This is a genomic window from Zhihengliuella sp., assembly GCF_031178195.1.
Taxonomy (GTDB): Bacteria; Actinomycetota; Actinomycetes; order Actinomycetales; family Micrococcaceae; genus Zhihengliuella.
This window is the reverse complement of sequence record NZ_JAPSJL010000004.1, coordinates 16,973-37,220: the sequence shown is the minus strand read 5'-3', so window position 1 is coordinate 37,220 and position 20,248 is coordinate 16,973. Positions and strand designations below refer to the sequence as shown.

The window sequence follows — 20,248 nt, the reverse complement described above, 5'->3', positions numbered from 1 at the left end:
CCGGTCACCATGCTGAACCCGGACTTCCCGTTCAGCTACGACCACTACCTGCAGCACCCGGCCGGCCTCGGCGCCGTGCCGCCGGAGCAGTACGGCACCGAGGTCGCCGTCGTCGGCGCCGGCCTCTCCGGCCTGGTCGCCGCCTACGAGCTGATGAAGCTGGGCCTGAAGCCCGTGATCTACGAGGCCGGGCACATCGGCGGACGCCTCAAGACGGCGTCGTTCGACGGCGCACCCGGCGTCACCGTGGACCTCGGCGGGATGCGCTTCCCCGTCTCCGGCAAGTCCTTCTACCACTACGTGGAGCTGCTCGGCCTGGAGACCGAGGACTTCCCCAACCCGCTCTCCCCCGCCACCAGCAGCACGGTGATCGAGCTCGCCGGCGAGAAGCACTACGCCGAGGAGGAGGCGGACCTGCCGGCCTTCTTCCGCGAGGTCTCCGACGCGTGGAGCGCCGCGCTGAAGGAGCACGCGATGTTCGAGGAGATGCAGGAGGCGCTGCGCTTCCGCGACGTGCCCCGCATCAAGGAGATCTGGAACGCCATGATCCCCTCCTTCGACGAGCAGACGTTCTACGGGTTCGTCGCCGCGAGCCGGGCCTTCAAGGAGGCCGGCTTCGAGCACCGCGAGGCGTTCGGGCAGGTCGGCTTCGGCAGCGGCGGCTGGGACACCGACTTCCCGAACTCCATCCTCGAGATCCTGCGCGTGGTCTACACGAACGCGGACGACGAGCACCGCGGGATCGTCGGCGGCGCCCAGCGCCTGCCGGAGGCGCTCTGGAACCACGCGCCCGAGGACCTCGTGCACTGGCCCGCGGGCACCTCCCTGGCGAGCCTGCACCACGGCAGCACCCGCGGCGCCGTCGCCCGCATCTCCCGCGGTCCGGCCACCGACGAGCGCCCCGAGGGCGACCTGCTGATCACGGACAAATGGGGCCACACGGCCGCGTACCCGACCGCCGTCGTCACCTGCCAGACCTGGCTGCTGTCCACCCGGATCGACACCGAGGAGGCGCTCTTCGAGCCCGGCCTGTGGACCGCGATCGAGCGCAACCACTACATGCAGTCCTCCAAGACCTTCGTGATGGTGGACCGCCCGTTCTGGAAGGAGCGCGACCCGCAGACCGGCCGCGACGTCCTGTCCATGACCCTCACGGACCGGCTTCCGCGCGCCACGTACCTGCTGGACAACGGCCCGGACCAGCCCGCCGTCATCCTGCTCTCCTACACGTGGAACGACGACGCCCTGAAGTGGCTGGCGCTCGACGCGGACGAGCGCGTGCGCCTCATGCTGCACTCGCTCGCGCAGATCTATCCGGACGTGGACATCGCCTCGCACATCGTGGGCGAGCCGATCACCGTCTCCTGGGAGGCCGAGCCGAACTTCATGGGCGCCTTCAAGGCGAACCTGCCGGGGCACTACCGCTACCAGCAGCGCCTGTTCACGCACTTCAAGCAGGACCGGCTGCCCGCGCACCAGCGCGGCATCTTCTTGGCCGGCGACGACGTCTCCTTCACGGCCGGGTGGGCCGAGGGCGCCGTCACCACGGGTCTGAACGCGGTCTGGGGCGTGGTGAACCACCTGGGCGGTTCCAGCAGCTCGGAGAACCCGGGCCCGGGCGATCTGGTCGACGAGATCGGGCCCATGCCGCTGGTCTGATCCGGGCCCCGGGCTCAGCCGCCCAGCAGCGGCAGCATGAGGTAGGAGAGCACCAGCGAGACGACGTTGTTGAACGCGTGCAGGACGTACGCGTACGCCAAGGATCGGCCGCTGAACACGTAGGCCAGGCTGATGACCGTGCCGAGCACCAGGTACGGGATCGCCGAGACCGGGTCGAACGTCCCGGAGCCGACGAAGTGCAGGCCGGCGAACGCGACGATCGAGATCGGCACGCAGATCCACACCGGGATCCTCCGCCCGAGCTTGCCGATCAGCAGGTGGCGGAAGACGTACTCCTCCACCATGGGGCCCATGATCGCGGTGGTGACCAGCATGGTCGCGAAGGGGACCTCGCGGGTCATGACCTCGATGGCCAGTTGGTTCTCGCTCTTGGTGGGGTCCACGCCCGCCGCGATGAGGATGCCCGCCGTCGTCAGGATGGAGGCCAGCCACAGGCCCGGGATGAGGAACGCCTTGGCCCACGGGTGGTAGCGGAAGGTCCGGAAGCTCTCGAGGAGCTTCGGTGCCACCACGATCATGACGGCCGTGAAGAGGACCGCATAGGTCAGCAGGTTGACCGAGAAGAGCGCCAGCGTGTCCGTGGGGAACTGCTCCCGGTAGGCGGGGACGAACAGCAGGAGACCCGCCACGCCCAGGATGAGCAGGCCCGCGTAGAGGGCCAGGACCACGGCGTCGGCGAGCCGGAAGCGCCCCGCGTCGAAGACGGGCTGTCTGCGACGCGGGGGCGCCGGGAACGGCGACGGCTGCTGGATGTCATGCATACGTGCCACGATATCGGCGCACCGCGCCCGGCCGGGACCGCTACCGGCCGGGCGCGGCGGTCCCAGCGTCGACCTGTGGCACCGTGCTCCCGTCCGGTTCGGCGTCGGGGTCCTCGGCCGGCCCGGCGAATTGGCTGGTGTAGAGCCGGTGGTAGGCGCCGCGGGCCTCCAGGAGCTCCTCGTGGTCGCCCTGCTCCACGATCCGCCCGTCCTCCATCACCAGGATCGTGTCCGCGTCCCGGATCGTGGAGAGCCGGTGCGCGATGACGAACGACGTGCGGTCGGTCCGCAGGGCGTTCATGGCGTGCTGGACCAGGACCTCCGTGCGCGTGTCCACCGAGGAGGTGGCCTCGTCGAGGATCAGCAGCGACGGATTCGCCAGGAAGGCGCGGGCGATGGTGATCAGCTGGCGCTCACCGGCGGAGACGTTGGTCCCGCCGTCGTCGATCACCGTCTCGTAGCCGTCCGGCAGCGCGCGCACGAACCGGTCCACGTAGGTCGCGCGGGCCGCGACGTACACCTCCTCGTCGGTGGCGTCGAGGCGTCCGTAGCGGATGTTGTCCATGATGGAGCCGTTGAACAGCCACGCGTCCTGCAGCACCATGCCGGCCTTGGAGCGCAGCTCCGAGCGGGACAGCCGGGTGATGTCCACGCCGTCGAGCGTGATCCGGCCGGCGTCGAGCTCGTAGAAGCGCATGACCAGGTTGACCAGCGTGGTCTTGCCGGCGCCGGTGGGTCCGACGATCGCCACAGTGTGCCCGGGCGCGGCCTCGAACGAGAGGTCCTCGATCAAGGGGCGCTCGGGCGTGTAGGAGAAGGACACGCGGTGGAACTCGACGTGGCCGTCCGTGCGCGGGGGCAGGTGCTCCTCGGCGGTCTCCGGGTCCTGCTCGTCGGCGTCGAGCAGCTCGAACGTGCGCTCCGCCGAGGCGACGCCGGACTGCAGCATGTTCGCCATGCCGGCGATCTGCCCGAGCGGCTGCGTGAACTCGCGGGAGTACTGGATGAACGCGGTGGCGTCGCCCAGGCTCATCTGGCCGGAGGCCACCCGCAGGCCGCCGACGACGGCGATGCCCACGTAGGCGAGGTAGGAGACGAAGTTCATCACCGGGAAGATCGTGCCGGAGACGAACTGCGCGCCGAAGGACGCCTTGAAGAGCGCCTCGTTCTTCGCGTCGAACTGCGCCAGCGCGTCGTCCTCGCGACCGAAGACCTTCATCAGGTCGTGACCGGAGAACGCCTCCTCGATCTGGCCGTTGAGGGTCCCCGTGGCCCGCCACTGCTCGGTGAACAGCTTCTGGGAGCGGACGCCGATGACGCCGGCGGCGACCGCGGAGAGCGGCAGGGCGATGAGGGCGATCAGGGCCAACTGCCAGGAGACCACGAACATCATCACGACGATGCCGACGACGGTCAGCACGGACTGGACGAGTTGGGCGAAGGCCTGCTGCAGCGCGTTCTGGATGTTGTCGACGTCGTTGGTGACGCGGGAGAGCACGTCGCCGCGCTGGCGGGTGTCGAAGTAGTTCAGCGGCAGCCGGTTGAGCTTGTCCTCCACGTCGCGGCGCAGGTTGTAGACCACCCGCATGACCAGGTTGTTCAGGATGTACCCCTGGGCCCACATGAAGATGTTGGACACGAAGTACATGGCCAGGACGATCATGATGATCAGGCCGAGCCGCTGGAAGTCGATCCCGGTGCCGGGGACGAGCTCCATGCTCGCGATCATCTGCGCGACGTCGTCCTGCCCCTCGGCGCGCAGTCCGGCGACGACCTGCTCCTGGGTGGCCCCGGCGGGCATGCGCGCGCCGATGAACCCGGAGAAGATGACGTCCATGGCGTAGCCGAGGACCTTGGGGGCGATCACGTTCAGGACGACGGCGATCGTCACGAAGCCGAACACGAGCGCCAGGCCGACCTTCTGCGGCGCCAGCAGGCCGATGAGCCGCTTCGCGGACGGCCAGAAGTGTTTGGGCTTGCGCGGGGGCGCCATGTCGCCGAAGCCGTCGGAGATGGTGACGTTGAGCTCCTCCTCGGTGAGCTCCTCGGGGGCCGTCTTCGGCTCGTCCACCGTGACGCCCGAGTCCTCGCCGGAGGTCTTCCGCTTCCAGGCCATCTAGGCCACCTCCTCCGCCGTGATCTGGGATTCGACGATCTCGCGATACGTCTCGTTGGTCTCGAGCAGCTGCTCGTGGGTGCCGCGGCCGACGATCCGGCCGTCGTCGAGCACGAGGATCTCGTCGGCCTCGGTGATGGTCGCGACGCGCTGGGCCACCAGGATCACGGTCGCGTCGGCGATGCTCTCCCTCAGGGCGGCCCGCAGCCGCGCGTCGGTGGACACATCGAGCGCGGAGAACGAGTCGTCGAACAGATAGACGGAGGGCCGGGCCGCCAGCGCGCGGGCGATGCAGAGCCGCTGCCGCTGCCCGCCGGAGACGTTGGTGCCGCCCTGGGAGATCGGGGCGTCGAACCCGCCCTCCTTGTCCCGGACGAAGTCCGTCGCCTGCGCGATCTCGAGCGCGGTCCAGAGGTCCTCGTCCGTGGCGTCCGGGGCGCCGTAGCGCAGGTTCGACGCGACGGTGCCGGAGAAGAGGTAGGGCTTCTGTGGGACGGCCGCGACGGCGTCGGACAGCGCCTGACGCGTCAGCCGGTCCACCGGGACGCCGTCGATCAGCACCTGGCCGCGGCCGGCGTCGTACAGGCGGGGGATCAGGTTCAGCAGGGTGGTCTTGCCCGCGCCCGTGGAGCCAATGATGGCCGTGGTGCGGCCCGGCTCGGCGGTGAAGGAGATGTCCTTCAGCACCGGCTCCTCGGCACCGGGGTAGCCGAAGGAGACGCCGCGGAACTCGACGCGGCCGCGGCCGGCCGTAGGGAGCCCGGACCCGGTCTGCGGGTCGTGCAGCGACGGCTCGACGTCGAGGACCTCGCCGATGCGCTCGGCGCAGACGAGGGCGCGCGGGATCATCATGGCCATGAACGTGCCCATCATGACGGCCATGAGGATCTGCAGCAGGTACTGCAGGAAGGCCGTGAGGGCGCCCGGCTGGATGTCGCCGGCGTCCACGCGCTGGCCGCCGAACCACAGGACGGCGGCGGTGGCGAGGTGCAGGATCAGCCCGATCACCGGGAACATCAGGACGAACAGCTGGCCGACCTTCACGCCGGTCTCGGTGAGCTTCTCATTCGCCTCGCGGAAGCGCTCCGTCTCGTAGGGCTCGCGCACGAACGCGCGGATCACGCGGATGCCGGTGATCTGCTCCCGCAGCACGCCGTTGATGCCGTCGATCCGCTCCTGCATGACGCGGAAGAGGGGCATCAGCTTCACCACGAGGAATCCGACGACGACGAGGAGGACCGGCACCGAGACCCAGACGAGCCAGGAGAGCCCGGGGTCCTCCTGCAGGGCCATGATGACGCCGCCGATGCACATGATCGGGGCCGTCACCATGAAGTTCAGGCCCATCAGCACGAGCATCTGGACCTGCTGGACGTCGTTGGTCCCGCGGGTGATGAGCGTGGGCGCGCCGAACTCGTTGACCTCGCGGGCCGAGAAGGCGGCCACGGAGTGGAAGACGGACCGGCGGATGTCGCGGCCGACGGCCATCGACGTCTTCGCACCGAAGTAGACGGCGGCGACGGCGGTGAGGACCTGGACGAGCGCGACGGCGAGCATCACGCCGCCGGTGCGCCAGATGAAGTCGATGTCCCCGTTGACCACGCCCTCGTCGATGATGGAGGCGTTGAGGCTGGGGAGGTAGAGCGTGGCGATGGTGGTGGCCAGCTGCAGCAGCAGTACGGCGGCGATCCACCCGGCGTACGGCTTGGAGTACTGCGCGATGAGACGCAAGAGCATGTGTCGGGAGTCCTTAGACCTGGGGTGCCCCGGCAGCCGGATGCGGCCCGGGCAGTTGCACCCTACTGCAGCGGTCCCGCAGGATAATCCACCCAGAGGATGATCCTCGCGGCCACGGAGGGGACGATCCGCCCGTCATACACGGATGCACAGCGCCTGAGTGGCATGTTCTGCGACACAACTCGTCTGTTTCGCGCCATCTTGAGCAAAACCTGTATTCCCAGACAATTCTCAGCCCGCTAAATAGGTGTTGGCGGGAACTGGCCCGCACCCATGCAAGGAGACCACCGTGCACGAGCACAACCACAGCCCGCAGGGCATCGATCGCCGTACCGTGGCCAAGGGCGCTGCCTGGAGCCTCCCGGTCCTCGCCGCCGCCGTCTCGGCGCCGCTCGCAGCAGCTTCCCCGGACCCCACCTGCCCCGAGTGCTTCACCGCCGGCTCCGGCGCGGCCTTCAGCGCTCAGGCCGTCGTCCTGGGCAACACCGGCACCGTTGCCGTCACCACGGTGCTGAACGTCAGCACCGAGTCCTGCGCCGACCTGAGCCTGTTCCAGCCGGCCTACACCGCCATCATGACGGCTGCCCGCCTCACCATGTCGGACGGCACCACCTACTCGTCGGCCCTCGGACTGGGCACCGGCGCCGGAACCTTCGGCGCGATCAGCGCGTTCAACTACACGGGGACGTTCAGCGGCATCCCCTACGCCAACGACGCCCTCCCGCCGTACGGGCCGACCGCCCCGGCACGCCTCTGCGTCGACTTCAACATGGTCGTCGTCGGCCTGCCGAGCCTCCTCGAGCTGACCTGCCCGGTCACGCTCTGCTGGGACGTCACCGGTCAGCTCTCGACCGGCACGGTCATCGCCGGCGCCGGCACCGTGAACCACACGGGCCTCATGACCGGCGTCTAGTCAGCCGCTCACGCCGTACTCGAGGCGCTCCTCGGCCAGACCTGATCCAGGTCGCCGAGGAGCGCCTCGATGTCTTTCGCGCCGACCACGGGCTCGATCGCGAAGCGCGCATCGGCACCCACGAGCACCATCGCCGGGTACCGCTCGAGGCCGATCAGGCGCGTACTCGTCCGCGCGCTGTCGAACAGCACCTCCTGCCCCTCCAGCGACGGGGGGACGTTCCGGGAGAGCTCGCTCTCGTTGACGACGAAGCGGACCAGCCGTGCCTCCGGGTCCGCCGCCTGCCAGCGCAGGGCGCTCTCGAGCGCCCGCAGGCTCTCCTCGTGCGCTGCCTGCACGAACAGGAGGAGCACCGCACCCTGCCGGGCCGTACGGGCCAGCGGGAAGAGGGATCCGTCCGCCGTGCGCAGCCCCAGCTCCCCGCCGTGGCGCACCACGTCCACCCGGTCCCGGGCGGAGGCCGCCGCATCGAGGGTCGCAGCGCGGGTACCGGCCCAGACGAGCGCGGCGAGCACCACCACGGCCAGAGCGGCGGCCCACCCCGGGCTCCACGGCAGCGCGCCGGGCCCGCCGAGCGAGCAGACCAGCGCCAGCAGCGCCGCTCCGGTCAGCATCTGATTCCGGCGCACGGTATGGACCGTCATCCGGGACGCCGCCTTCCCGAAGCAGTTGCAGGAGGCCTCCTCCCTCCGCCCGACGGCGGCGGCGACGAGCCACCAGAACGCCCCGAAGAGCGCGACCGACACCGCGACTGCGCCCGTGAACCACCAGCCGGGCGCCAGCAGCAGAGCCAGACCCAGCCCGGCCTCGCCCACCGGCAGCATCCGCGCCAGCCACCGCCGGCGAGTCCAGCGCGGCAGACGGAAGGCGTCGAAGGCCTCGAGCGTCGCCTCGGGCGTCCGGATCTTGCCCCAGGCCGAGTACAGGAGGATGACGGCGAGGACAGCGGCCGTTCCTGAGGAGAGGGACGAGAGGGCCGCAGAGTTCATGCTCCGAGGATACGCCGCCGCCGCGCCGTGACTACGGCACCATGACGGCGAGCGGCAGCGCGGGCAGCGGCAGCAGGCGGCAACCGGACTGGACGGTGTCGGCGGCTGCACCGCCTCCCCTGCCAACCTCCGGCCCGCCGTGCCGCCACGGGCCGACGAGCACGGTCCCCGCCGCGACCTCGGGATCAGCCGAGACCAGCACCCGGCCGGCGCGGTTCACGAGCGAGGCCGTCGGCGCGACGGCGGCGAGCTCGCGTTCGAGCGGCTCCTCCAGCGCAGCCACCAGGAGGTCCGCCCCCACCACACCGGCCGGCGTCGCCGCGGGGACCGGGACGGTGATGGTGACCGTGTAGTCGTCGGTGCACAGGAAGTCCACGTAGGGACCCGTGATGTGCGGCTCGCCCGTCTCCATGGGCACCGTGAACCACTCGCGTCTGGCGTAGATCTCGCCGGCCTCGGCCGGGGAGACGGTGGCCAGGCGCTGCGGTTCCGGTCCCTGCCACCAGGCCATGTGCCACGTGGTGCCGGACAGACTGTCGGGCGCGGCGATGAAGCCGGCGCCGACGACCTGCCGACGAGTGCTGCGCAGGGTCGGGGTGACCAGGGCCGCCACGGCGGAGTCGACGGCCTGGGCGGACGGGGGCCGCCCGTCGTCGAAGAGGCGGCCGACGCTGCTGGCCCAGGGCCGGACGAGATCGACGACCTCCGTGAAGTACTCCGCGATGCGCGCCTCGGCGCCGCTGGTTTCTGCCATCGTGCCTCCTGGGGCGGCCCGGAGCTGCCGCGCGGGCGGCCTCTCGGGCGGTGCGTGTGATGTGGACGACGTTAGCGCAGGAGCGCCCGTTGTTCACGGATGAGTCGGCGCAGCAGCTCCTCGAGCAACCCCGCGGTTCGGTGCCGGGCCGCGTCGGCGTCGCCCTGCGCCACGGCGTCGGCCACGAGGCCGCCCTGCCGCAGGGCCTCCGCCCCGAGCCCGGCGTCGTCGCCCACGCAGTGCAGCAGGAGCCCGAACTCGGCGTGCAGCTCCACGAATTCTCGGGTCAGTCGGGCCGACTGGCTGAGCGCGGCGAGTTCCATCAGGAAGCTGCCCGAGGCGCGCAGCCAGGAGGCCCCCGGCTCGCCCAGGATCTCGCGCAGCAGCCGGACGTCGTCGCCGTCAGCGTAGCGGGTCGCCAGCTCGGCGGCGCTGGAGGCGATCGCCGCGTAGTGGATCGCGAGGTCGCGCAGTGCCACGCGCGTCATGCCGGCCAGGCGGTCCCGGACCAGCTGGGAGCGGTCCTGCTCCGTGACGGTCACGAAACTCCCGCCCTCGCGCCCGCGCTGGGTCCGGACGAGCCCGAGCGAGCGCAGGCCCACGAGCGCCTCCCGGGCGGTGACGGTGGAGACCCCGAACGACGCCGCCAGCTCGCTCTCGCGTGGGAGCCGGTCCCCGTCGGCCAGGATCCCGGCCACGATGCCCTGCAGCAGCCGGTCCTCCACCTGGCGCGCCTTGCCGTCCTCGCTCAGCGGCGAGAAGACGGCGGCGCGGAGTCGGGGGTTCGACGGCGATCGGGTCGGCATGGGAACAGCTTGTCAGATCTTCCGGAGGCTCGGTGGAGGCGAGCAGACCGAAACGCGCAGCCCCTAGACATTTAAGATCTAAGTTCATATGTTTAACCTCCGACAGGGTGACGCACAGCACATCGGCGTCGCATCGCAGCCACCGGAGGACACCACCATGACGGCCACCCAGACGCGTGCAGAGACGACGCCGCAGGAGACGGGACCCGGCTCCCCCGCCATCTCGTTGCAGGGCATCGTCAAGAAGTTCGGGGACTTCACAGCAGTCCGCAGCCTGGACCTGGACATCGGGCGGGGCGAGTTCTTCTCCCTGCTCGGGCCGTCCGGCTCGGGGAAGACGACGGTCCTCCGGCTCATCGCCGGCTTCGAGACGCCCAGCGGCGGCTCCGTGCGCCTGGGCGGCCGGGACGTCACGTCCTCCCCGCCGTTCGACCGCTCCGTGAACACCGTGTTCCAGGACTACGCCCTCTTCCCCCACATGTCCGTCTTCCAGAACGTCGAGTACGGCCTGAAGCTGCGCCGCCTCCCCAAGGCACAGCGCCGGCGGGAGGTGGAGCAGGCGCTGGAGACCATCCGCCTGCCCCACGTGGCGGACCGGCTGCCGTCCCAGCTCTCGGGCGGCCAGCGCCAGCGCGTGGCCCTCGCCCGGGCGCTGGTCCTCAAGCCCGAGGTGCTGCTCCTCGACGAACCCCTGGGCGCGCTCGACAAGCAGCTCCGCGAGCAGATGCAGATCGAGCTGAAGGAGATCCAGCGCCGGGTCGGCATCACCTTCGTGTTCGTCACGCACGATCAGGAGGAGGCGCTGACGCTCTCCGACCGGGTTGCCGTGTTCAACGAGGGCGTCGTCGAGCAGATCGGGACGCCCGAGGACCTGTACGAACGGCCGGCCACCCGCTTCGTGGCCTCGTTCCTGGGCACCACGAACCTGATCGAGGGCGCGCTCGCAGAACGCCTGACCGGTCGCCCGGACCTGCACAGCGTCCGCCCCGAGCACATCCGCCTCCTGCCGCTGGACCGGCAGCCGGCCCCGGGAACCCACGGCGTCGCGGCGACGGTCCGCGAGGTCGTCTACACGGGCCCCGCCACCCGGTACGCCGTGGAGACGGACGACGGCGAGGTCCTGATCGCGCTGGCCGGCAACGACGGCCCCACGCCGGCCGCGACCCGCGGCGACCGCGTCCGGCTCGAGTGGGACCGCCGCTTCACCTACGCCGTCTGACGCGCGCACGCGGTCCCCGGCCGGCGCGACGGCGGCGGGGACCCCCGAACCACCCATCGAGATCCATCACCGAGAAGGAGAACCATCATGAGTGAAGATCGCGGAGCGAAGAAGCTGCGCCGGACGATGCTCCCGCTGGCCGTCCTAGCCGCGAGCGCGCTGGCGCTCACCGGCTGCAGCGGCGGTACGGACGCCGCAGCCGGCGGGGGCGGGATCACGGTCCCGGACATCCCCGCCGCTACAGAGGTCGGCGACGGGGAGGGCGAGGTCAACATCGTCGCCTGGGCCGGCTTCGTCGAGGACGGCACCACCAACCCCGACGCCGACTGGGTGTCGGCGTTCGAGGAGCAGACCGGCTGCATGGTCAACCGGAAGGTCGGCGCCACCTCGGACGAGATGGTCCAGCTCATGCGCACCGGCGAGTACGACGTCGTCTCGGCCTCCGGGGACGCCTCCCTGCGGCTCATCGCCGGCGGTGACGTCCAGCCCATCAACACGGACCTGGTGCCCAACTTCGGGAACCTCGTCGAGGGGCTCAAGGGCCAGATCTACGACACCCTCAACGGCAAGAGCTACGGCGTCCCGATCGGGCGCGGCGCCAACGTCCTGATGTACAACACGGACCTGGTGCCCGAGGCGCCCGACTCCTGGGCCGCCACCTGGGAGCCGGACAGCGAGTACGCCGGAAAGATCATGGCCTACGACTCCCCCATCTTCATCGCCGACGCCGCCCTGTACCTCATGGCGACGCAGCCCGATCTCGGCATCACCAACCCGTACGCGCTCGACGAGACGCAGCTCGACGCCGCCGTCGAACTGCTGGAGCAGCAGAACGGGATCGCCGGCGAGTACTGGAACGACGCGCTGAAGGCCGTCTCCTCCATCTCGAGCGGCACGGCGGCCCTCGGCACCGGCTGGCAGGTCATCGTCAACCTCGCCCAGAACGACGGCGGCCCCGTCGAGGCCGTCCTCCCGAAGGAGGGCGCCACCGGCTGGTCCGACACCTGGATGATCCACGCCGAGGCGAAGAACCAGAACTGCGCCTACCAGTGGATCGACTACGCCTCCTCGCCCGAGGTGAACGCGGCGATCGCCCAGAACTTCGGCATGGCGCCGGCCAACACGCTCGCGTGCGAGGGCAGCGAGGCGAACATCGCGCACTGCGAGACGTTCCACGCGACGGACGAGGAGTACTACAAGAACGTCTGGATGTGGACCACGCCGGTGGAAGAGTGCCTCGACGGCCGCACCGACGTCACGTGCACCAACTACCAGCAGTGGACCGAGGCCTGGACCCGCGTCAAGGGCTGACCGGCCACCACCCCGACCCGGGTGGGTGGGCGGGACCCGCGTCCCGCCCACCCACCCGGAGAGAGTTGCCACCCATGAACCGACAAGCCGTCATCACCCCGCCTTCCGTCCGGTCCGCCGCATCGGACGGGCCGGCGGCCCGGCGCAGCGGAGCGCTGTCCCGCTGGCTGTACTCGCGCCCCCGCGTCCGGCTCGGCGCCCTCCTGGTCCTGCCGCTCGCCTGGCTCGGCGTCCTCTACATCGGCTCGCTGCTCCTGCTGTTCGCGACGGCGTTCTGGCGCGTGGACACCTTCACGTCGAAGGTCCAGCCGGCCTTCACGCTGGACAACTTCGTCCGTCTCGCCACCGAGCCCGCCTACCAGGCGACGGCACTGCGGACCATCGGCATCTCGCTCGCCGTCACGCTGCTCTGCGCGGCGGTCGCCCTGCCCCTGGGCCTCTACATGGCGAAGGTCGCCTCGCGGCGCGTCCGCACGCTCCTGGCCATCGGCATCGCGCTCCCGCTCTGGGCCGGATACCTGGTCAAGGTCTACTCGTGGCGGATCTCCTTCACCACCGGTGGGCCGCTGGACTGGCTGCTGCGTCCGTTCGGCCTGGACGCCCCGGGCTACGGGACGGGGGCGCTCGTCGTGACGCTCGCGTACCTCTGGTTCCCCTTCATGGCGGTCCCCGTGTACTCGGCCCTGCGGCAGATCCCGGAGAACCTGTTCGAGGCGTCCTCCGACCTGGGCGGCCGCAGCTGGGCGACGGTCCGCCACGTGGCGCTGCCCCTGCTGAAGCCCGCCTTGATCGCCGGCTCCATCTTCACGTTCTCGCTCAGCCTCGGCGACTACATCGCGGCGCAGTTCGTCGGGGGCAAGACCCAGGTCATCGGCACCGTGATCGCGTCCAACATCAACCTCAACCCGCCCCTGGCGGCGGCCTTCAGCATGGTCCCGCTGGCGGTCGTGGTCCTCTACCTGCTCGCCGCCCGCCGGTCCGGCGCGCTGAAGCACTTCTAGGAGTCGCCATGCAGTTCTCCGCCGGATCCCGCTCGGCCCTCCGCGCCGTCGCCGGGCTCGTCATGGCAGCGGTCTACCTCCCCCTGCTGCTCGTCATCCTCAACTCGTTCAACGCGACCACGTCGGGCAGCTTCCCCATCACCGACTTCACCACCCGGTGGTGGACGGCCGCCTGGAACAACGAGGGCGCGCGCGAGGCGATCGCGACGTCGGTGCGCGTGGCCGCCGCAGCCACGCTCATCTCCCTCGTGCTCGGCACGCTCGTCGCCTTCGCGCTCTCCCGCTACAGCTTCTTCGGCAAGAGCACGGTCAACCTCCTCGTCGTGCTGCCGATCGCCCTGCCCGGGATCGTCACCGGCGTCGCCCTGTCCAACACCTTCAAGACGGTCCTGGACCCGCTCGGCATCGGCCTGGGCATGTTCAGCATCATCGTCGGCCACGCGACCTTCTGCATCGTCATGGTCTTCAACAACGTGCAGGCCCGCCTGCCCCGCATGAACCGGAACCTCGAGGAGGCGGCGATGGACATGGGGGCGACCAGCTGGCAGACGTTCTGGCAGGTGACCTTCCCGGGGTTCCGGTCCGCGCTCGTGGCCGGCGGACTGCTGGCCTTCGCCCTGAGCTTCGACGAGATCGTGGTCACCACGTTCACGGCCCCGCCGGGCACGGAGACGCTGCCGATCTGGATCTTCAACAACATGGCCCGGCCCAACCAGGCCCCGGTGGTCAACGTGATCGCCGCCGTCCTGATCCTGGTCTCCATGATCCCCGTCTACCTGAGCCAGCGGCTGACCGGCGACGATCGACGCGGTGACTGAGCAGCCCTGTACTTACCCCAGCACAGTTCGTAGTATGAGAAAGCGTTACCGCATGACGGAATATTGAACCGAGGAGTCTCCCATGACAGACCAGCAGAACCGGCTCGCGCCCGGCGACCAGGCCCCGGCCTTCGAACTCCCCACCGCCCGCGGGGGCACGGCCGCCCTCGCCGACTACGCCGGCCGCAGCGTCGTCGTCTACTTCTACCCGAAGGCCGCCACCCCCGGATGCACCACCGAGGCGTGCGACTTCCGCGACAGCCTCTCCGCGCTGCAGGGCGCCGGGTACGACGTCGTGGGCATCTCGCCGGACCCGATCGGCGATCTCGAGGCGTTCGCCGCCGACGAGGCCCTGACCTTCCCGCTGCTCTCCGACGAGGGCGCGGAGGTCGCACAGGCCTACGGCGCCTATGGCGAGAAGGAGTTCAACGGCCAGCGCTCCACGGGCGTCCTGCGCACCACCGTGGTGGTGGGCCCGGACGGCCGCGTGCAGCACGCCGAGTACAACGTCGCCGCCCAGGGCCACGTCTCGCGCCTGCGCGACCTGCTCGGCGTCTAGGCCGACGCCGGCACAGCGAAAAACCAGCGCCCACCCCGTCCGTCCCGGGGTGGCCGCTGGTCGCTCTGCCGGGTGGAGGGGCCGGCGATCCCCTCCACCCTGGCCGGCGCGCTGAGCAGAGCGCACCGGGTGCGCGCGGACCCTGGGGTCCCCGCTACCGCGGCCGGCGACGACACGAAGCCCCCGGCCGCGGAGCTCTCGTGAGGCTCAGGCCTCGCCGCGGCGGATCAGGCGTCCGCGCGGGGTCTGGAAGTCGACCTTCTGGCCGCGGACCCAGGTGCCGGACACCTCGCCGACCAGCTCGCGGCCGTCGTACGGCGAGATCTGGTTCCGGTGGTGCAGGCGGGTCACGTCGATGATCTGCGACGCCTCCGGGGAGAAGACGGCGAAGTCGGCGTCGACGCCCGGCTCGATCCGGCCCTTGCGCTCCAGCCCGGCGAACCGTGCCGGGTTGGAGGACATCCACTGCACCACGCGCTCCAGGGCGATGCCCCGCTTCTTCGCCTCGGTCCAGATCAGGGACAGCCCGAGCTGCAGGGAGGCGACGCCGCCCCACGCGGTGCCGAAGTCGCCGGTCTCCACGTGCTTGAGGTCCACGGTCGACGGCGAGTGGTCGGAGACGATGAAGTCGATCGTGCCGTCCTCCAGGCCCTGCCAGAGCAGCTCCCGGTTCGCCTCCTCGCGGATTGGCGGGCAGCACTTGTAGGCGGTGCCGCCGGCGGGGATCTCCTCGGCGAGCAGGGTCAGGTAGTGCGGGCAGGTCTCCACTGTGAGGCGCACGCCGTCGCGCTTGGCCTCGGCCAGCATCGGCAGCGCGTCGGACGAGGACAGGTGCAGGATGTGGGCGCGGGAGCCGGTGCGGCGGGCGCGCTCGATCACCTGGGCGATGGCGATGTTCTCGGCCTCGCGGGGCCGGGAGGCCAGGAAGCGCTCGTACGCGTTGCCCTCGGGCTGCGGGGCGCCGTCGATCGTCGTCGAGTCCTCGGCGTGGACGATCATCAGGCCGTCGAACGTGGCCAGCTCGGCCATGTCCTCTTCCATCTCGTCCGCGGTCAGGTGCGGGAACTCGTCCACGCCCGAGTGCAGCAGGAAGCACTTGAAGCCGAAGACGCCGGCGTCGTGCAGCGGGCGCAGGTCGGCCTTGTTGCCCGGGATCGCCCCGCCCCAGAAGCCCACGTCGATGTGGGACTGCGGCGCGGCCACGGCCTTCTTCTCCTCGAGCGCGGCGACGTCCACCGTCGGCGGGATGGAGTTCAGCGGCATGTCGATCAGCGTGGTCACGCCGCCGGCGGCCGCGGCGCGGGTGGCCGAGTCGAAGCCCTCCCACTCGGTGCGGCCGGGCTCGTTGACGTGCACGTGGGTGTCCACGAGGCCGGGGATCATGACCTCCTCGGCGCCCAGTTCCACGGTCTCGGTGCCGGTCAGGCCGCTGCCGCGCGGCTCGACGACGGCGACGCGGCCGTCGCGGATGCCGACCTCGCCGGCGACGATGCCGTCCGGGGTGAGGATCCGCTCGGCGCGCACGACCAGGTCGAACGCGGTATCGCCGGACCCCGGCACGGTGGCCGCGGACGCGGCGCTGCTGTCGATGCTCAAGGCTGTCTCCTTCGTGTCTGGACCCGCCGTGGCGGGCCGGTGCTCAAATCATGCAGTGCTCGGGACGCGCTGCTCAATCGCGCGCCCGATGCGTGCGCCGACCTCCTGCAGCAGGGGCCCCGGACGGGCGATGCAGGTGGCGACGTCGGGCTCGACGTCGGTGAGGGCGATCGCGGTGCCGATCCCGGCCGCGGCCAGGGTCTGCGCGTCCAGGTCGAGCCGGCCGCAGACCGCGTAGACGGGGATGCCGCGCGCGGCCGCCGCCGCGGCGACTCCGGCGGGCGCCTTCCCCTCGAGTGTCTGCGTGTCGAGCCGCCCCTCGCCGGTGACGACGGCGTCGGCCCCGTCCAGCGCGGCCGTGAAGCCGGTGAGCTCCATGACCACGTCGATGCCGCGGCGCCGGGAGGCCCGCAGCACGGCCAGGGCCGCGAAGCCCACGCCGCCGGCGCTGCCGGCGCCCGGCTGCACGGCGGCAGAGGCCCGCTCCGGGCCGGCGACGCGCTCGAAGATCTCGACGAACCGGGCGAGCCCGGACTCGAGCTCGGCCACGATCTCCGGCGTCGCCCCCTTCTGCGGTCCGAAGACCGCCGCGGCGCCGCGCTCCCCGAGCAGGGGGTTGTCGACGTCGCTGGCGAGGACGAAGTCCACCTTCTCGATCCGCGGGTCCAGGCCCGAGAGGTCCACGCAGGTGAGCTGGTTCAGGGCCGCGCCGCCGTCGTCGAGCACGGCCCCGGACGCGTCCAGGAAGCGCGCCCCGAGCGCGGCGAGCAGTCCGGCCCCGCCGTCGGTGCAGGCGCTGCCGCCGACGCCGAGGACGATCCGGCGGGCTCCCGCGTCGAGCGCGGCGCCGATGAGCTCGCCCGTGCCGCGGCTGCTGGCCGTGCGGGCGTCCCGCTCGGCCTCCGGCACCAGGTCCAGGCCGGAGGCCGCGGCGAGCTCGACGACGGCCGTCTCGCCGAGGACGGCCAGGGCTGCCTCGACCGGGCGGCCGTCCGGCCCGGCGACGGTGCGCCGGATCTCCGTGTAGCCGGCCCCGAGGGCCGCGGCGACGGTTCCCTCGCCGCCGTCGGCCACCGGGATGGTCGCGATCGTCGCCCCGGGCAGCACCTCGGCCAGGCCGGCGGCGACCGCCGCGGCGACGTCCGCCGCCGCGAGGGTCCCCTTGAACTTGTCCGGAGCGATGAGCACGTACACGGTGTGCCTCAGGCCCCGGCGCCGACCGGCTCGGCCACGACGTCCTTGAGGGAGGCGGCCAGCGGCACGAGGGCCGTCGGGGCGTCCTCCGCGGAGGCCGCGAGCTCCTCGAACTCGTTGACCGCGTTCAGCGACGCGCCCATCGAGATGTTGGTGACGCGCTCGAGGATGACCTCGACGACCACCGGCACGCGGTGCTCCTGCGCCAGGCGGCCGGCCTCGGCGAAGCCCTCGGCGAGCTGGGACGGGTCCTCCACGCGGACGGCCTTGCAGCCCAGGCCCTCGGCGACCTTGACGTGGTCCACGCCGTAGCCGTTGGTCTCCGGGGAGTTGATGTTGTCGAAGGCGAGCGAGACGTGGTAGTCCATCTCGAACGGGCGCTGGGACTGGCGGATCAGGCCCAGGTACGAGTTGTTCACGACCACGTGGATGTACGGCAGGTTGAACTGCGCGCCCACCGCCAGCTCCTCGATCATGAACTGGAAGTCGTAGTCGCCGGAGAGGGCCACCACGGTCTGGCCGGGCTTGCCGCGGACGACGCCGAGGGCGGCCGGGCCGGTCCAGCCCAGCGGGCCGGCCTGGCCGGCGTTGATCCACTGGCGCGGGCCGTAGACGTGCAGCATCTGCGCGCCGGCGATCTGCGAGAGGCCGATGGTGGACACGTAGGTGGTGTCCTTGCCGAAGGCCGCGTTCATCTCCTGGTAGACGCGCTGCGGCTTGATCGGCACGTTGTCGAAGTTGGTCTTCCGGTGCCCGGTGCCCTTGCGGGCGGTGCACTCGTCGGCCCAGGCCGAGTAGTCCGGCAGGGTGCCGGCGGCGCGGCGCTCCCTGACGACGGCGAGGATCTGCTCCAGCGCGGCGCCGGCGTCGGAGACGATGCCCAGGTCCGGGCCGAAGACGCGGCCGATCTGGGTCGGCTCGATGTCGACGTGCACGAACTTCCGGCCCTCGCGGTAGGTCTCCAGGTCGCCCGTGTGGCGGTTGGCCCAGCGGTTGCCCAGGCCGAGCACGAAGTCGGAGGCCAGGAACGTGTCGTTGCCGTAGCGGGTGTGGGTCTGGATGCCCACCATGCCGGCCTGCAGGCGGTGGTCGTCCGGGATGGCGCCCCAGCCCATGAGGGTCGGCGAGACCGGGATGTTCAGCTCCTCGGCCAGCTCCACCAGCAGGTCGGAAGCGTTGGCGTTGATGACGCCGCCGCCGGCGATGAGGAGCGGGTGCTCGGAGGCGACCAGCAGGTCCACGATCTTCTCGGCCTGGCCGCGCGTGGCCTCGGGGCGCAGCGCGGGCAGCGGCTCGTAGGCGTCGATGTCGAACTCGATCTCGGCCAGCTGCACGTTGATCGGCAGGTCCAGCAGGACCGGGCCGGGGCGCGAGGAGCGCATGACCTGGAACGCCTTGGCGAAGGTCCCCGGCACCAGGCCCGGCTCCAGGATCGTCGAGGCGAACTTCGTGACCGGCTTGGCGATGGACTCGATGTCCACGGCCTGGAAGTCCTCCTTGTGCAGCACGGAGGTCGGCGCCTGGCCGGTGATGCAGAGCATCGGGATCGAGTCGGCGATCGCGGCGTAGAGGCCGGTGATCATGTCGGTGCCGGCCGGGCCGGACGTGCCGATGCAGATGCCGATCCCGCCGGTCGCCCGGGAGTAGCCGTCGGCGGCGTGCGAGGCGCCCTCGACGTGGCGGTGGAGGGTGTGGCGGATGCCGCCGTGGGCCTTCATCGCCGAGTACAGCGGGTTGATGGCGGCGCCGGGGAGGCCGAAGGCCTCGGTGGCGCCCTCCTTCTCGAGGATCAGGGTGATGGCGTCTACTGCGCGCATGCGGGTCATGGGGTGCTCCTTGGTGCTGGGACGGACCGGGGGTCCGGCTCAGGCAGTGGTGGGGGTCGGTTCGGTGGCGGCGTCGAGGCTGCCGGAGACGCGCTGGACGCCGCGGAAGAGGCCCGAGTGGTCGAGGCCGCCGTCGCCGGTGGCGACGGTGGAGGCGACCAGCTGGGCGACGACGGCGCCGAGCGGGAGCACGACGCCGGCCTCGCGGGCCGCGGAGGTGACGATCCCCATGTCCTTGTGGTGCAGGGCGAGGCGGAAGCCCGGGTCGAAGTTGCGGTCCAGGATCTTCTGGCCCTTCTGGTCCAGGACCTTCGAGCCGGCCAGGCCGCCGCCGAGGACGGACAGGGCCGCGGAGGTGTCCACGCCGTAGGCCTCGAGGAAGACGACGGCCTCGGAGAGGGCCTGGATGTTGGCGGCGACGATGAGCTGGTTGGCGGCCTTCACCGTCTGGCCGGAGCCGGCCGGGCCGACGTGGACGATGGTCTTGCCGACCGCGGCGAAGACGTCGGCCGCGGCGTCGAAGTCTTCCTTCTCGCCGCCGACCATGATGGACAGGACGCCGTCGATGGCGCCGGCCTCGCCGCCGGAGACCGGGGCGTCGAGCGGGCGGGCGCCGGCGGCGCGGGCCTCCTCGGCCAGGCGGACGGCGACGTCGGGGCGGATCGTGGAGTTGTCGATCCACAGGACGCCGTCCTTGGCGTTGGCGAAGACGCCGTTCTCGCCGGTGACGACGGCCTCGACGTCCGGCGAGTCCGGGACCATGGTGATGACGACGTCGGCGTCGGCCACGGCCTCACCGATGTTGGCGGCGGCCTTGCCGCCGGCGGCCTCGAGCTCGGCGGCCTTGCCCGGGCTGCGGTTGTAGCCGGTCACGTTGAATCCGGCGGAGACCAGGTTCTTCGCCATGGGGAGACCCATGATGCCCAGTCCGATGAAAGCGATGTTCTTGCTCATGTTCAGCTCCTTGG

The 20,248-nt window shown here is 71.0% G+C and carries 17 protein-coding genes; 7 read left to right on the top strand and 10 right to left on the bottom strand.

Annotated elements, in window-relative coordinates; translation table 11 throughout:
• Positions 1 to 9: 9 nt before the first annotated feature.
• A complete protein-coding gene (locus RIN46_RS07515) occupies positions 10 to 1,659 on the top strand; it encodes an NAD(P)/FAD-dependent oxidoreductase (RefSeq protein WP_309081676.1) in 1,650 nt (549 codons plus the stop codon).
• Positions 1,660 to 1,673: 14 nt separating this feature from the next.
• Here RIN46_RS07515 and RIN46_RS07510 read toward each other — a convergent pair whose 3' ends face one another.
• The 3 genes from RIN46_RS07510 to RIN46_RS07500 all read right to left on the bottom strand — a co-directional run bounded on the left by RIN46_RS07510 (position 1,674) and on the right by RIN46_RS07500 (position 6,294).
• Complete coding sequence (locus tag RIN46_RS07510; RefSeq protein ID WP_309081508.1) at positions 1,674 to 2,441, bottom strand: type II CAAX endopeptidase family protein; 768 nt, start codon at positions 2,439 to 2,441, stop codon at positions 1,674 to 1,676.
• 40 nt (positions 2,442 to 2,481) lie between these two features.
• Entirely contained in the window at positions 2,482 to 4,434 is a 1,953-nt protein-coding gene (locus RIN46_RS07505; protein ID WP_309081675.1) for an ABC transporter ATP-binding protein, read from the bottom strand.
• Positions 4,435 to 4,557: 123 nt separating this feature from the next.
• Positions 4,558 to 6,294: an ABC transporter ATP-binding protein gene (locus tag RIN46_RS07500; protein WP_309081507.1), complete on the bottom strand. Its 1,737-nt coding sequence runs from the start codon at positions 6,292 to 6,294 to the stop codon at positions 4,558 to 4,560.
• Between the two features lie 289 nt (positions 6,295 to 6,583).
• Between RIN46_RS07500 and RIN46_RS07495 the strand changes: the two genes are divergently transcribed.
• Positions 6,584 to 7,207 carry a hypothetical protein gene (locus tag RIN46_RS07495; protein WP_309081506.1) on the top strand — a complete coding sequence of 208 codons (624 nt, stop codon included), beginning with the start codon at positions 6,584 to 6,586 and terminating at the stop codon, positions 7,205 to 7,207.
• An 8-nt stretch (positions 7,208 to 7,215) separates the two neighbouring features.
• Here the strand turns inward: RIN46_RS07495 and RIN46_RS07490 are convergent, their stop codons facing one another.
• From RIN46_RS07490 to RIN46_RS07480, 3 genes are all read right to left on the bottom strand, one after another.
• On the bottom strand, positions 7,216 to 8,196 hold the full coding sequence (locus tag RIN46_RS07490; protein ID WP_309081505.1) for a MauE/DoxX family redox-associated membrane protein: 981 nt from the start codon (positions 8,194 to 8,196) through the stop codon (positions 7,216 to 7,218).
• Positions 8,197 to 8,227: 31 nt separating this feature from the next.
• On the bottom strand, positions 8,228 to 8,950 hold the full coding sequence (locus RIN46_RS07485; RefSeq protein WP_309081504.1) for a cache domain-containing protein: 723 nt from the start codon (positions 8,948 to 8,950) through the stop codon (positions 8,228 to 8,230).
• Positions 8,951 to 9,021: 71 nt separating this feature from the next.
• Positions 9,022 to 9,756 carry a GntR family transcriptional regulator gene (locus RIN46_RS07480; RefSeq protein ID WP_309081503.1) on the bottom strand — a complete coding sequence of 245 codons (735 nt, stop codon included), beginning with the start codon at positions 9,754 to 9,756 and terminating at the stop codon, positions 9,022 to 9,024.
• Between the two features lie 157 nt (positions 9,757 to 9,913).
• Between RIN46_RS07480 and RIN46_RS14320 the strand changes: the two genes are divergently transcribed.
• From RIN46_RS14320 to RIN46_RS07450, 5 genes are all read left to right on the top strand, one after another.
• Positions 9,914 to 10,975: an ABC transporter ATP-binding protein gene (locus RIN46_RS14320; RefSeq protein WP_375141876.1), complete on the top strand. Its 1,062-nt coding sequence runs from the start codon at positions 9,914 to 9,916 to the stop codon at positions 10,973 to 10,975.
• An 87-nt stretch (positions 10,976 to 11,062) separates the two neighbouring features.
• Positions 11,063 to 12,286 (top strand): ABC transporter substrate-binding protein, encoded by a 1,224-nt coding sequence (locus RIN46_RS07465; RefSeq protein WP_309081502.1) that lies wholly within the window; start codon positions 11,063 to 11,065, stop codon positions 12,284 to 12,286.
• A gap of 74 nt (positions 12,287 to 12,360) precedes the next feature.
• Positions 12,361 to 13,287 (top strand): ABC transporter permease, encoded by a 927-nt coding sequence (locus tag RIN46_RS07460; RefSeq protein WP_309081501.1) that lies wholly within the window; start codon positions 12,361 to 12,363, stop codon positions 13,285 to 13,287.
• Positions 13,288 to 13,295: 8 nt separating this feature from the next.
• Positions 13,296 to 14,105, top strand: a complete 810-nt coding sequence (locus tag RIN46_RS07455) for an ABC transporter permease (protein WP_309081500.1) — start codon at positions 13,296 to 13,298, stop codon at positions 14,103 to 14,105.
• Positions 14,106 to 14,187: 82 nt separating this feature from the next.
• Positions 14,188 to 14,664, top strand: coding sequence for a peroxiredoxin (locus RIN46_RS07450; RefSeq protein WP_309081499.1), 477 nt, complete (start codon positions 14,188 to 14,190; stop codon positions 14,662 to 14,664).
• 207 nt (positions 14,665 to 14,871) lie between these two features.
• Here RIN46_RS07450 and allB read toward each other — a convergent pair whose 3' ends face one another.
• From allB to RIN46_RS07430, 4 genes are read right to left on the bottom strand one after another with little or no spacing between them, the layout of a single operon-like run.
• Complete coding sequence (gene allB / locus RIN46_RS07445; RefSeq protein WP_375141875.1) at positions 14,872 to 16,260, bottom strand: allantoinase AllB; 1,389 nt, start codon at positions 16,258 to 16,260, stop codon at positions 14,872 to 14,874.
• Positions 16,261 to 16,308: 48 nt separating this feature from the next.
• Positions 16,309 to 17,454: a glycerate kinase gene (locus tag RIN46_RS07440; RefSeq protein ID WP_309081498.1), complete on the bottom strand. Its 1,146-nt coding sequence runs from the start codon at positions 17,452 to 17,454 to the stop codon at positions 16,309 to 16,311.
• 8 nt (positions 17,455 to 17,462) lie between these two features.
• Positions 17,463 to 19,280, bottom strand: coding sequence for a glyoxylate carboligase (gene gcl, locus RIN46_RS07435; RefSeq protein WP_309081497.1), 1,818 nt, complete (start codon positions 19,278 to 19,280; stop codon positions 17,463 to 17,465).
• Positions 19,281 to 19,319: 39 nt separating this feature from the next.
• Positions 19,320 to 20,234 (bottom strand): 2-hydroxy-3-oxopropionate reductase, encoded by a 915-nt coding sequence (locus tag RIN46_RS07430; RefSeq protein WP_309081496.1) that lies wholly within the window; start codon positions 20,232 to 20,234, stop codon positions 19,320 to 19,322.
• Between the last annotated feature and the right edge of the window lie 14 nt (positions 20,235 to 20,248).